Genomic DNA, 13721 nt, shown 5'->3' with positions numbered 1-13721 from the left:
GAATGAAAAAAGAACTGATTACATTTGCAGAGGAGATATTCAATGCTGAAGAAAAAAGCTCTCATCGTCACTCTAACCAGTTTAGTAATTATACTTGTAACTATTCCTAGTGAAGCAGCATCACTAGACCATCACGTGCACTCATCTGTACAAATTCCCAACCATCAATTTTCACAGATCGACCAACCATTAGGAAAAAAAGTTGCCGTCACCTTCAGTGGTTTAGCAATAATTTGTTTAGAAATATGGTGGTTTTTGCTCAGTAAATCTAAATCTCAAACATAAATTTCCAAAGAATTTATGAATTATGCTGTTGTGTATTTAATTTGTATGAGTTTAGCAAATAAAATTCCCACACCATCAGGCTTAATTCTATATTGTGTAGGTTGGGTTGACGGAAGGAAACCCAACACAATCAATACTGTTGTTGAGTTGTGCTATTGCTTAACTCAACCCACTTGTTTATTCAATAAAGTGGATTTATACCAATTCTCCAAAAGCAACCAACACATTGAGTAAACCCCTCCCCAACCATCCCCGCAAGCGGGGATAGTGCGCGATAGCGCGGGTGGGGTAATCATCTGTTGCCAACATTTTTCGATTTGGTATTACATAATAAACACACTGATAGATGAGATTCTAATATTGTACTGAGGCTTTGGTCTATATGTTAGCTCAAAAAGAAGGAAAACAAATTGGTGTAATTGCAAAAGAAAGTGGTGTACCTATTAAAACTATCCGCTACTATGAAGAACTAGGTTTACTCAAATCATCAGGCAGAACAGAAGGAGGATTTAGATTATTTAATGCTGATGTTTTGGAACGATTACACTTTATTAAACGTGCTCAAAGCTTGGGATTAAGCTTGTCAGAAATCAAGGAATTTTTAAATGTACATGATGCTGGTCAATTACCTTGTGAACATATTAAAAATAGACTGGAAGATAAGGTAAAAGCCATAGATGAACAAATTCAGCAATTACTGATTCTCAAGCAAGAATTATCAAGTTTACTTTCTAGGTGGGAAATTAAACCTGATAGTAATCATGCAACTATTTGTCCAATTATTGAAAATGAATAAATATGGTTTGCTGCAAAAATGCCTGGTCTACGGATATATAGCAGGTGACAGATAACAGGTGACAGGTGACAGTGCTAAAAGCCTTTAGGTATCTCAGTTTTAGCTGTCGTTAATGTCATAACTGCCTGGTCTACGGATATTTTTAAAAAACTTGAATCTAATTGAAAATTAAACTTTTTTTGGGTGAGTTTATCTCACCCAAGGCATAAATTGACAGTAAAATTCCACTAGTGGTACTTAAACATTGGATGATGTGATCAATCTTTTCTGTCTAAGTCCCACTAAGCTGTTTTTAAAACTCCCCAGCTAATGCGGGAACGCAGCGTTCACATAACAAGGGATGTTCTTCAGATTCACCAACATGGGTAGAATAGTTCCAACAGCGATCGCATTTCTGCCCGTCTGCATTCACTACTCCAATTATCCAGTCTTCTGTTGTCGCTGTATATTTGACATCAGTTAGCTTTTCAGGAGAATCTAAGATTTCTACTTGGGAAGTCAGCAATAAATACCGCAGTTCATCAACTCCATTACCGCTAACAGGATTTAAATCTCTGATTGCTGTGCGTACTTTTTCATCGTTCACATAAATCAACGTTTTCGCTTCCAGGGAAGAACCGATTAACTTTTCTACCCGCGCTTGTTCCATCACCTTATTTACATCGGTGCGAAGCTGACGAAAAGTATTCCAAAGTGCAGCTAATTTTGGATTGTGCCAGTTCTCGTCCTGTTTCATCAGATAATACGTGTGTCTATCCGTAGTCGCTGACTTCCGTATTTCCCGTTTTTGTTGATAATCCTTTAGTCCATGTAACCACACCCAACCAGCTTCAAAGACTGATTGAGAAAGTTTTTCGTAAGGTATGTGTTGCCAGATATCTTCCGCAGTATGACACAAAACAGGAGCGATCGCTATGGCTAAATTCTCCAATGCAACATGCAATATCGTTTGACAACTACGACGACGAAAAGCATCAGGTGCGCTGATATACAGTCTATCCTTGGCAATATCTAAGTAGAAATTCGACAAATCGACCACGCAGAAATTCTGCACCGTTTGGAAAAAGCGGAAGAATTGGAAACTTTCAAAAGCTTTCGTTACCTCATTAAACACCTCATCGATGCGGTGCAACATATAAAGGTCTAAATCAGGTAACTTGTCCAAGGGTACTGCATCCTTTTGAGGGTCAAAATCATGCAAACTACCCAACAAAAACCGCGCAGTATTGCGAATTTTATTTCTTACATCAGCTAATTGCTTGATGATGTTACTTCCCAAACGTACATCACCAGAATAATCAACGGAAGAAACCCACAACCGCAACACATCTGCACCGTAGGGGGGTTCTTTCTTCTGGTCTTTCCCACCATTAATGATAATTTGCGGGTCAACCACATTCCCCACCGACTTACTCATTTTCCGTCCTTGTTCATCCAAGACGAAACCATGAGTTAACACAGTTTTATAAGGTGCAATGCCATGAACAGCCACACTGGTTAACAAACTCGACTGAAACCATCCCCGGTGTTGGTCGGAACCTTCCAAATACATATCCACAGGATAGCCTAACTCAGGGCGTTGTTTTGCCACTGCTGCCCAAGATGAGCCAGAATCAAACCAGACATCCATCGTGTCTGTACCTCTGCGGTATTTCCGTCCATTGTTGCGGTAAGCTGCCGGTAACAACTCCTCAACCGACAACTCCCACCAAGCATCAGAACCCTTCTCAGCAATGATAGCTTGTACGTGTGCGATGGTTTCCGCATTCAGCAACACTTCCCCCGTGTCCTCATCATAGAACACAGGAATAGGGACACCCCAAGTCCGTTGACGAGAGATACACCAATCAGAACGTTCTGCAACCATTGGTGTAATACGGTTTTTACCTTGGTCGGGAATCCATGTAACAGAGTTGATTGCTTTTAAAGCCTCCTCCCTAAATCCTGCCACAGAAGCGAACCATTGTTCAGTCGCTCGGAAAATAGTAGGTTTCTTCGTTCTCCAGTCATAGGGATACTTGTGTTGATAAGGTTCCTCCTTCAATAAAGAACCAGCTTCCAGCAGCGCGTCAATGATAGCCTGATTGCCATCACCCAACACATTTAAGCCAGCAAACTTACCAACCTCATCCGTGAAATTACCGTTATCATCCACAGGCGCAAGAATCGGCAAACCATACCTCTGCCCAACAATGTAGTCTTCTTGACCATGACCAGGGGCAGTATGCACCAACCCAGTACCAGACTCAGTAGTGATATAATCACCACCCACCACCACCGGACTTTCCCTGTCAAACAGCGGATGACGGTAACTAGTATGTTCCAAATCCTGACCGGGGAAACGCACCTTCACAGTTAACTCAGCATCCAAAACCGCAGCTAACCTTTCTACCAACTCCGCCGCAACTATCAGATACTTGCATTCCCTTTGCGCCTTTGCGTCTAACGCACTTTCGTGCTTCGCTTCGCTGGTGCGCGAAACTTCTACAACCGCATACTCCAACGCACCATTCACAGCTACCGCCAAATTCCCCGGAATCGTCCAAGGAGTAGTAGTCCAGATAGCCACACCCAAATCAGGGAGATACTCGCCCAAAGTAGACTGCAACTTCTCAGCCACCTTCGTCACCGGGAAAGCAGCATAAATACTCCGGGAAACGTGACCTTCAGGATATTCTAACTCCGCTTCTGCCAAAGCCGTCTTAGAACTTGGACTCCAATGTACCGGCTTTAAACCACGATAGATATATCCCTTTAAAACCATTTGCCCGAAAACGCCAATTTGTGCGGCTTCGTACTCAGGCTTTAAAGTTAGATAAGGATTATCCCAGTCACCCCAAACACCATAGCGTTTAAAGCTATTGCGTTGGTCATCCACCGTAGCTAAAGCAAACTCCTTTGCTTTTTGTCTCAGTTGCAAAGGTGTGAGATTTTGCCGTTCTGCCTGTTTCATATTTTGCAGAACTTTCAACTCAATCGGTAAACCGTGACAGTCCCATCCTGCAACGTAGCGAACCTTACGACCTTGCAGCAGTTGGTAACGGTTAATAATATCCTTGAGAATCTTATTTAAGGCATGACCAATATGCAACGAGCCGTTTGCGTAGGGAGGCCCGTCGTGCAGTATAAATAATTCGCCTGGATTTTCTTGTGACAGGCGAGAATAAATGTTGTTTTCTTCCCAGAATTTTTGGATTTCCGGCTCACGCTTAATTGCGTTAGCCCGCATATCAAAATTAGTCTTGGGTAAATTTACCGTATCCTTGTATTTTCCAGTTTCTGTCACAGTCTCATGCCTAAGATTATGTGTGCAGGTTATCCGATCAATTATAAGAGATGGGCATGATTATTATGATTGGTGAACTGCACAGTCGTAGGTTGGGTTGAGGTACAAAACCCAACATCACATCATGAGGTTTTTTGGGTTTTTCTTCGTTCTATGCACGCCACAGGAATACTGATAAGCTATTTATACTAACTTTTGTAGAAGATTGTTATCAATTGCATAAAAATATTATAAAATGTGTAACTGAATATAAATTTAAACGCTGTTTGCTAATAAAGATGCAATATTCACAACAGTTAAATAATTTTAAATATTTGATTAGCATAGCCAAAAAAATTCATACCCTGTTGGATAAAAATAACAACCTATCTCACAGATATGAGCTTGCACATCAATTGTTTAATCGATTAATTGGACAATGTGAAAGTATCATAAAATTACTGCCACTTGCAGAAAATTTCTCTACTACAGAAACTAATTCTTATTATGATTTAGCTTCTATTGCGAGTTTAGCAAGAAATTTTGCTGAAACATACGAAATGTACTATTATTTAATACTAGATAATATTGATGATAAAGAACGAGAACTCAGAAATTCATTATTACGTTTACACATGAAATCTGAGATGCTAGAGATATACAAAACATTAGGTTATAATACTAATGAAAATGAACTAGAATATTGTAAGCAAGAACGAAATAAATTAAGAGAAGAAATAAAAAATAATTATCTGCAATTATCTGCTTCACAAGTGTCAGAAAAATTTAAAATTTACTCTTTTATTGAGAAAAGCAATGATGAATTTTATAGGGAATTAAAGAATAAGAAAGGGCGGTGTTTGAACTCTAAAGTTATAACTGAAGCAATAATAAAGAATTTATTGGGAGATGAACCTATTACTAATTACATAGATGATTTAGAAGAAAATACTACCCTTAATATAGAAATTTTACTAAAGAGATTTGATGGATTAAAAACTTATTTCTCCAATCATACTCATACCTCTACTTTATCACTGTCTGAAATTCTTTATGAAACAGAGATAGGAGATGACAGTAGACATTTTTACTCACTAAGTATCAGACATACTATGTTTTATTTGGGCGTGGCTATTTGCGATATAGTAGAGCTTTTTAAAGGCTACAATATTGACATGAATAACCAAGATATGAATTTCGTTGTTAAAAATATGCTGCAATATATTCTTGATTTACAAGTAATTAGCCGTAAATTGGGTTGAGGAACAAAACCCAACATCATGCATTGGTATTTCGGGGTTAATGTTGGGTTTCACTTTGTTCAACCCAACCTACTCATTGCCAATATCATCATCAAAAAAAATTTCCTCACCCGCACCCCACATCAAGTCATACATACCTTGACGCACAGCACGATGAAAACTGGAATATTCCCAATCTTTTGGTGCCGTTACTAAACCATGTTTCACTGGATTATAATGAATATATTCAACATGATTTTGAAAATCTATTTCATTTCTAATTAAATGTTCCCAAAAACGATGCTGCCATACTGCGCGTTGTTTTTTATTCTGTCTGGATGCAGATATATTTACTGGTGATAGGATTTCACATTTACGGCTAAAATAACTTTTAATTAAACGCAAACGGGTAGAAAAATCCTTATCGTTTTCTGGTAATGTCCAAATACAGTGGAGATGGTCAGGTAAAATTACAACGGCATCTATAATAAATGGATGTCTCTGTATTACATAACGAAAAGCATCTCTCAATAAAGCAACATTTTTTGGTAAACACAATATTTTTTGCCTTCGTTCTGTCACCACTGTGAAAAAGTATGTTCCTCCTTCTAACTTGGCACGCCGATATTCCATAATGTAAATAGACGTTGAATAAATTTGTGTTTGATTATTTATATTGATATTACACTGTAGGTTGGGTTAAGCGAAGCGCAACCCAACAGATATTTGTGGGTGTTTGAGTAGTTTATGTTGGGTTTCGTGCCTCAACCCAACCTACGGGAATACTGATAAAATATTCCAAGACAGTCGCTACATTTTTTGCTTGGCTTTACAATAGATTTATCCGCGAATGAACCTCAAACCCTTATAAATCAATGGTAAAAATCTAATTCTCGGATAAGTCTAATATATAAAATAACTCAAAATATACTTATGACATTAACCCTCAACTTACCACCAGAATTAGAACAGTATCTAGCACAGGAAGGACAACAGCAAGGTCTTTCTGTAGAAACCTACACCTTGCAACTTATCCAACAATCTATTCTTCAAAAAGAAAAACAATTGAAATTAGTTAATGTGTTTCAGTCATGGATAGATGAAGGTAATGAAGAGAAATAGCAAGAAACAGGAGAATATTTAATTAATGCTTTAGATGAAAATTGTTTATCTAATCGTCAATTATTTCCGCAAGAATTAAAAGGTGTCAGTTGGTGAATAAAGTTATTTTGTTGGATGCAGGTCTTATAGGTTTAATCACCAATCCCAAGTTATCAGCAGAAAACCTTGCTTGCACCAAATGGCTGCAAATGCTAAGGGTACAGAATTGCTGTACCCCTACAAGGTGTTAACTAATAATCAAAACTAAAACCTACGCTCCTACAGCCTCCTTAGCTGCATACAATACCTCGGCTGAGATATCCTTAATTCCTCGTTCACGGGCAAACTTTTCTGTATTTCGCTTCACTTTACCCCGAACAAAACCAGGAATCTTATTCAATTCCGCTAAACCATCTTTAGTCCAATTCAAATCAGATTCTGCGGAAATTCCTTTGGTAATTACCTCTTTTGTATCGTGTCCACCAAAGATTTCTAACAGGTGGTCTTCCATTCCCAAAGTGAAGGAATTGTAGATTAAATCGGTGATTTGATTGGTACCTTCATAACCCATAAATGGTTTGTAACCAATGGGGAAATTTTGCACATGAATAGGTGCAGCGATGACACCACAGGGAATGTCCAAACGCTTGCCTACATGGCGTTCCATCTGCGTACCAAATATAGCAGAAGGTTCAACTCGTGCGATCGCATCTCCAATGGCTCCATGGTCATCTGTAATCAGCACTTCATCGCAATATTCGCTCACCTGTTCCCGGAACCAATCAGCATCATATTTGCAATAAGTACCAGCCCAAACTACATGAATTCCCATTTCTCGTGCGAGAATTTTAGTAATAGCGGCAGCGTGGGTATTATCACCAAATACCACTGCTTTTTTACCTGTTAAATTCTGACAGTCAATGGAACGAGAAAACCATGCAGCTTGTGAAACATACAAAGTTTGTTCGTTGATAAATTCTTCATAATCAACATTCGCACCTTGGTCATTAATTACTTGTTGAATCTTGCGAATACAACGAGCAGTTTCTACCACTCCCATTGGGGCAATATCTATATAAGGAGTCCCGAATTCTGCTTGTAAGTAATTAGCTGTCATTAAACCTAATTCCCGATAAGGAACTAAGTTAAACCAAGCTTTTGGTAAGTTTTTTAAATCATGAACTGATGCACCTTCAGGAATCACAGCATTTACGGTAATTCCTAAATCACCCATCAACTTTTTCAGTTCAGTGCAGTCATGATTGTTGTGAAAACCTAAGGTAGAAATACCAATAATATTGACAGAAGGATTTTCTGTTTTGCCCTCTGGTAATTGACCTTTTTTACGAGCTTTTTCAATGTAATATTGAACGATTTGATGTAAAGTCCGGTCTGCTGCTTGCAATTCGTTGACGCGATAATGATTTACATCCGCTAGTAATACATCACCTTTTGCTTCTATTTGCGCTCTTTCTACAAAGTTTTGTAGGTCTTCTTGCAAAATACTAGAAGTGCAGGTGGGAGTTAACACGATTAAATCAGGATGTTCTTCTGCATCCTTGCGGGTAATGTTTTCTACTACCTTTTCTTGAGAACCACGTGCCAACACATTGCGGTCTACAATACTGGCTGTTACTGGAGTGAAATCACGCTCCCGTGACAACATGGAACGCATGACATTAAAATAGTCATCGCCTAAGGGCGCGTGCATAATGGCATGAACATTTTTAAAAGAACTAGCTACCCGCAGTGTGCCAATGTGGGCAGGCCCTGCATACATCCAGTAAGCCAATTTCATCAGCATCTCCTCCCTTTACTTAAAGAACACCAAGTCCGATGGATGGTATAGATGGACTGTCGGTGCTTATTTATTAAATTGTTTCTGATTGTCCCAAAATTTGCAGTGTAGAAGAAATAGGACTTTTTGCTGATTAAATTGATTCACAATAGGGCAAACCTAGTCTTTAAAAGGGTTTCAGCCACTGATTTTGACAATATTACTGTTGTTTAAACAAACAATTTGTAATCTTTTTGTACATTTTGTTATGAAGATAAATTGCACTGAGAGATAAAGGAGTGAGATTTGATTTATGTAGGTATAAAATACAGTTTGAAAGCTTTTTTGGGGCTGTTTTTGTATGGAATTGTTACAGAGTTTTCCCACCTCTAGATGTTGATCATTAGCAACATCATGGTGAAAGTACACAAACACAGACATTTCCCATCCAAAATCCAATTTTGGCAAATTGGGATAAAATCATTGCTAGGGCCTAACCGCTAACAATTAATATGAGTTGGGAATTTTGGATTGATCGGGGGGGTACATTTACTGATATTGTTGCCAAAAGCCCCAATGGTAAGTTAATAATTCACAAGTTATTGTCCGAAAATCCCGACCGTTACACAGATGCAGCAGTGCAGGGAATTCGGGAAATATTAGGCATTACCAAAGATGAGCCTATTCCTTCACCACAAATTGCTGTGGTGAAAATGGGAACAACGGTAGCCACAAATGCCTTGTTGGAAAGAAAAGGCGATAGAACAGTATTACTGATGACGAAAGGCTTTCGCGATGCCTTGAGAATAGGTTATCAAAACCGTCCTGACATTTTTGCCCGCCAAATTATTTTGCCAGAAATGCTGTATGAGCGGGTGATTGAGGTAGAAGAACGTTACAGTGCCCAAGGTGAGGTGTTAATACCTCTCAATTTAGATTCTGTTCGTCTCCCATTGCAAGCAGCGTTTGATGATGGTATTCGTGCTTGTGCAGTGGTTTTCATGCACGGTTATCGCTACACCAACCACGAACAGCAGGTAGCTAACTTAGCTCAAAGTATTGGTTTTACTCAAGTTTCTGTCTCTCATCAAGTTAGTCCGTTAATGAAGTTAGTCAGTCGTGGTGATACGACTGTAGTTGATGCTTATTTATCACCGATTTTGCGAAGATATGTGCATCAGGTAGGCAGTCAGTTAGGAAAAAACGTTGCTTTGCAATTTATGCAATCCAATGGTGGATTAACTGACGCAGAAACATTTCAAGGCAAGGATAGCATTTTATCTGGCCCAGCCGGGGGAATAGTTGGGGCAGTACAAACTAGCCTGATGGCTGGCTTTGAGAAGATTATCAGTTTTGATATGGGTGGTACATCTACAGATGTAGCCCATTACAATGGCGAATATGAACGCACCTTAGAAACGGAAGTCGCAGGGGTAAGAATGCGTACCCCAATGATGGCTATTCATACCGTTGCTGCTGGTGGTGGTTCAATTCTGCACTTCGATGGTTCTCGCTATCGGGTGGGGCCAGAGTCTGCGGGGGCAAATCCTGGGCCTGCTGCTTACTCTCAAGGTGGGCCACTGACGGTGACAGATTGTAATGTGATGGTGGGTAAGTTACAACCAGCATTTTTTCCCCAGGTGTTTGGGGTGAATGGTGATTTGCCTTTAGATGCCGAGGTGGTGCGACAGAAATTTATTCAATTAACAGCAGAAATTGGTGACCAGCGCACACCGGAGGAAGTAGCATCTGGTTTTCTGGCTATAGCAGTGGATAAAATGGCCAATGCCATTAAAAAAATCTCACTGCAACGGGGATATGATGTCTCTGAATATACTTTATGCTGTTTTGGCGGTGCTGGTGGACAACATGCTTGTTTAATTGCTGAATCCTTGGGAATGAAACAGGTATTTATTCATCCCTATGCTGGAGTTTTATCTGCCTATGGTATGGGTTTAGCGGATGTACGGGTGTTGAAAGAAAGGGCTGTTGAATCGGTTTTATGTCCAGATTTGCTACCAGATTTGACGGGAATTTTTGCCGAATTGCTAGAAGCAGCTAAACAGGAATTAAAGACTGAAAATCAACAAGAATTAAAGATAGAGATATATAAAAAACTGCATTTACGCTATGAAGGTACAGATGCAGCTTTAATTGTCGATTTTGATGACATCAAGATGATGGAAAATCAATTTGCAGATTTACATCGTCAGCGTTATGGTTTTACTGCACCAGAAAAGTGCTTAATTGTGGAATTGGTAGCAGTGGAGGTAGTAGAGAAGCATTATGTACCTGGGGAGAAAGTAATATCCCGTAAAAACCCAAATCCACCGATGGCGGTGTCTAGGGTAGAAATGTATACTTCAGGTCAATGGTGGGATACTCCTGTTTATCAACGGGAAGATTTACAACCAGGAGATTGCATTGCTGGGCCAGCAATAATAGTCGAAGCGACGGGAACCAATGTGATTGAACCGAATTGGCAAGGTGAGTTAACACCCCTTCAGCATTTGGTCTTATCCCGAAAAAATCAAAACATCCAAAATTCGCCATCCCAAATCAAAAATCGCCGAGATCCGGTGCTGTTGGAAATCTTCAACAATTTGTTTCGAGCGATCGCAGAACAAATGGGAATTACCTTACAAAATACCAGTTCTTCGGTCAATATTAAAGAACGCCTGGATTTTTCTTGTGCAATTTTCGATGCTGCTGGTCAATTAGTCGCCAATGCTCCCCACATTCCTGTACATTTGGGTTCAATGAGTGAAAGTGTGCAAGCACTAATTACCACCCACGGCGATAAAATTAAACCAGGTGATGTTTTTGCCTCCAATAACCCCTACAATGGCGGTACTCACCTGCCAGATATCACAGTTATTACTCCCGTCTTTGTTGATACTTCTCCTGTTCCCATTTTTTACGTCGCTGCACGGGGACATCATGCAGACATCGGTGGTATCACTCCTGGTTCTATGCCACCTGACAGTCAAACTGTTACGCAAGAAGGTATTTTATTCGATAATTTTCAACTAGTTGATGGTGGTAAATTCTGCGAACAGCAATTAGTTGCACTCCTCAACAGCGCACCTTACCCAGCTAGAAATATTCCCCAAAATATCGCTGATTTAAAAGCGCAAATTGCTGCCAATGAGCGAGGTATGCAAGAACTCTTGAAGATGGTCGAGCATTATAGCTTAGAAACTGTTCAAGCTTACATGGGTTTTGTCCAAGATAACGCAGAAGAATCAGTAAGAAGGGTAATTGAAGTTTTACAAGATGGCGGTTTTAGTTATGCTTTAGATAATGGAAGTATCATTCAAGTTAGTATCACCATTAATCAAGAAAAACGCCAAGCTAAAATAGATTTTACTGGTACTTCTCCCCAACAATTAACTAATAACTTTAATGCCCCTTCTGCTGTCTGCAAAGCTGCGGTTTTATATGTATTTCGCACCTTAGTCAAGGATGACATTCCTTTAAATGCAGGATGTATGAAACCCCTAGAAATCATTATTCCTGAAGGATGTATGTTAAACCCCCGTTATCCTGCGGCTGTTGTGGCTGGAAATGTGGAAACATCCCAAGCCATTACCAATGCTTTATATGGTGCCTTAGGTGTCTTAGCAGCATCCCAAGGAACGATGAATAATTTCACTTTTGGTAATGAAAAATATCAATATTATGAAACTATTTGCGGTGGTGCTGGTGCTGGTGCAAATTTTGCCGGTACTGATGCCGTTCATACCCACATGACTAATTCCCGGTTAACAGACCCAGAAGTTTTAGAATGGCGTTTTCCAGTGCTGTTAGAAAATTTTAGTATTCGTGAGAATAGCGGTGGTGAAGGAAAGTATTGTGGTGGCAATGGTGTGATTAGACAATTGCGGTTTTTGACACCGATGACTGCCGGGATTTTAGCTAACCATCGTATTATTCCACCCTTTGGCTTACATGGTGGTGAAGCAGGGATGGTAGGAAGAAACTATGTTAAGAGATGTGAAGGGACGATAGAGGAGTTGGGAAGTCAGGGAGTCGTAGAAATGAAGGTGGGAGATACTTTTGTCATTGAAACTCCTGGAGGTGGAGGTTATGGGAGCATCAACGGTGAAATAGTTCTGTAAAGACGCTCTAGAGACGTTAATTTTAACGTCTCTCAAGTTGATTAACTAAACAGACACTCTGCTAGGAGCAGGGATAACTTCTGAGAAAGTGGGAATTTCTGAACTAGAATCAGATGAAGCGATCGCAGGTGGAGATGGTACTGTTACTTGGTCTTGAGTTTTTGTAGCGAAAATTACAGACAAAACTTTAGGTAATACCAAGCACACAATTGTGTTGAAAACAGTGAGAAGTACACCATCTAAGAAATTCATAGGTAATTCCCCCTTGTGAAAATCGCTAGTTACTAATCTTAGTTTGAAGCAAAATTGGTAAAAGTGATAACATTTATATTTTTGAATTTCTTTTGTTCTGCATAAGAAATTCAAATGAGTTATATTGGAAATATTTACATTTCTACACAAATCAGATTTTTAATCTAGGTAATGGCATTAGATTTAGGACATTAATTAAACAGATACAAATCACAAAAATATCTTCTCATTTGTCACCTATCAGCGCAAAAAACAAGGGGTTGATTCCCCTTGCTTTCGACAGGATATTTGTGCATCAATGATTGATGACTGCTATATTACCTATTAGTGACCACGAAGTGAATGGGAACACCTGGCACAGAAATTGGGGCTGAATTTACAGAAGTTTCTACCAGTGAAACTATAGGTAGTACAATAGGGAAAAGTGGTAATTTCGATCCTATTTGTTGAAGCAAGAGAATCCATTTTTGCTGCTTGGGAACCTTGTGATTTAGCAGTCAAAAGGATAGATAGAAGCTTGGGAAATGCTAGACAAGCGACAGCATTGATGAGAGTAAGTAATAACGCATCCATCAAACCAATAGGGAATCACCCCCAATATAAATTAACTAGTCAAAATAACTCAACATTAGTAACTCGTAATTGGTAATTTGTAACTTATCCTTACCCCCCTGCTGCCTGATTGCGAAAAGTAGATGAATGACCATTGATGATTGTGAGCATTGATGAAGTCAAGTGACCGCTAGGAATTACAAATTACTGGTGAAAAATTACTAATTGTGAGATGATTGGTTGACTCTGATCATAAAATGTATGGAACTGTACAAACTCAGAACCATTACATTTAATTGATATATTTGCAGTTTAACATAACTTTTTGTAT

General features: G+C 39.3%; 10 protein-coding genes. 6 read left to right on the top strand and 4 right to left on the bottom strand.

Annotation, left to right across the window (positions count from 1 at the left end; genetic code table 11):
* Positions 1-42 precede the first annotated feature (42 nt).
* Entirely contained in the window at positions 43-285 is a 243-nt protein-coding gene (locus H6G73_RS11605; RefSeq protein WP_190604506.1) for a hypothetical protein, read from the top strand.
* Between the two features lie 382 nt (positions 286-667).
* Positions 668-1081, top strand: a complete 414-nt coding sequence (locus H6G73_RS11600) for a heavy metal-responsive transcriptional regulator (RefSeq protein WP_190604504.1) — start codon at positions 668-670, stop codon at positions 1079-1081.
* A gap of 292 nt (positions 1082-1373) precedes the next feature.
* Here the strand turns inward: H6G73_RS11600 and ileS are convergent, their stop codons facing one another.
* Positions 1374-4367, bottom strand: a complete 2994-nt coding sequence (ileS, locus tag H6G73_RS11595) for an isoleucine--tRNA ligase (protein WP_190604502.1) — start codon at positions 4365-4367, stop codon at positions 1374-1376.
* Positions 4368-4645: 278 nt separating this feature from the next.
* On the opposite strand from ileS, the gene H6G73_RS11590 reads away from it, so the two are divergent.
* A complete protein-coding gene (locus tag H6G73_RS11590) occupies positions 4646-5608 on the top strand; it encodes a hypothetical protein (RefSeq protein WP_190604500.1) in 963 nt (320 codons plus the stop codon).
* A 69-nt stretch (positions 5609-5677) separates the two neighbouring features.
* On the opposite strand, the gene H6G73_RS11585 is transcribed toward H6G73_RS11590, so the two are convergent.
* On the bottom strand, positions 5678-6220 hold the full coding sequence (locus H6G73_RS11585) for an REP-associated tyrosine transposase (protein WP_199317704.1): 543 nt from the start codon (positions 6218-6220) through the stop codon (positions 5678-5680).
* Between the two features lie 300 nt (positions 6221-6520).
* On the opposite strand from H6G73_RS11585, the gene H6G73_RS11580 reads away from it, so the two are divergent.
* A complete protein-coding gene (locus H6G73_RS11580; RefSeq protein WP_242034173.1) occupies positions 6521-6709 on the top strand; it encodes a hypothetical protein in 189 nt (62 codons plus the stop codon).
* A 250-nt stretch (positions 6710-6959) separates the two neighbouring features.
* Here H6G73_RS11580 and bchB read toward each other — a convergent pair whose 3' ends face one another.
* Entirely contained in the window at positions 6960-8486 is a 1527-nt protein-coding gene (gene bchB, locus H6G73_RS11575; RefSeq protein ID WP_190604498.1) for a ferredoxin:protochlorophyllide reductase (ATP-dependent) subunit B, read from the bottom strand.
* Between the two features lie 491 nt (positions 8487-8977).
* Here bchB and H6G73_RS11570 point away from each other — a divergent pair, with 491 nt between their 5' ends.
* Positions 8978-12586 carry a hydantoinase B/oxoprolinase family protein gene (locus H6G73_RS11570; RefSeq protein WP_190604496.1) on the top strand — a complete coding sequence of 1203 codons (3609 nt, stop codon included), beginning with the start codon at positions 8978-8980 and terminating at the stop codon, positions 12584-12586.
* Positions 12587-12631: 45 nt separating this feature from the next.
* Here H6G73_RS11570 and H6G73_RS11565 read toward each other — a convergent pair whose 3' ends face one another.
* Positions 12632-12838, bottom strand: a complete 207-nt coding sequence (locus H6G73_RS11565; RefSeq protein ID WP_190604494.1) for a hypothetical protein — start codon at positions 12836-12838, stop codon at positions 12632-12634.
* 424 nt (positions 12839-13262) lie between these two features.
* On the opposite strand from H6G73_RS11565, the gene H6G73_RS11560 reads away from it, so the two are divergent.
* The gene (locus tag H6G73_RS11560) at positions 13263-13487 is read left to right on the top strand and encodes a hypothetical protein (RefSeq protein ID WP_190604492.1); all 225 of its coding nucleotides are present in this window, start codon (positions 13263-13265) and stop codon (positions 13485-13487) included.
* The last annotated feature ends 234 nt before the right edge of the window (positions 13488-13721 follow it).

Source organism: Richelia sinica FACHB-800, from assembly GCF_014698825.1.
Lineage (GTDB): Bacteria > Cyanobacteriota > Cyanobacteriia > Cyanobacteriales > Nostocaceae > FACHB-800.
The sequence above is the reverse complement of the archived record's forward strand: the minus strand, read 5'-3'. Positions and strand labels throughout refer to the sequence as shown.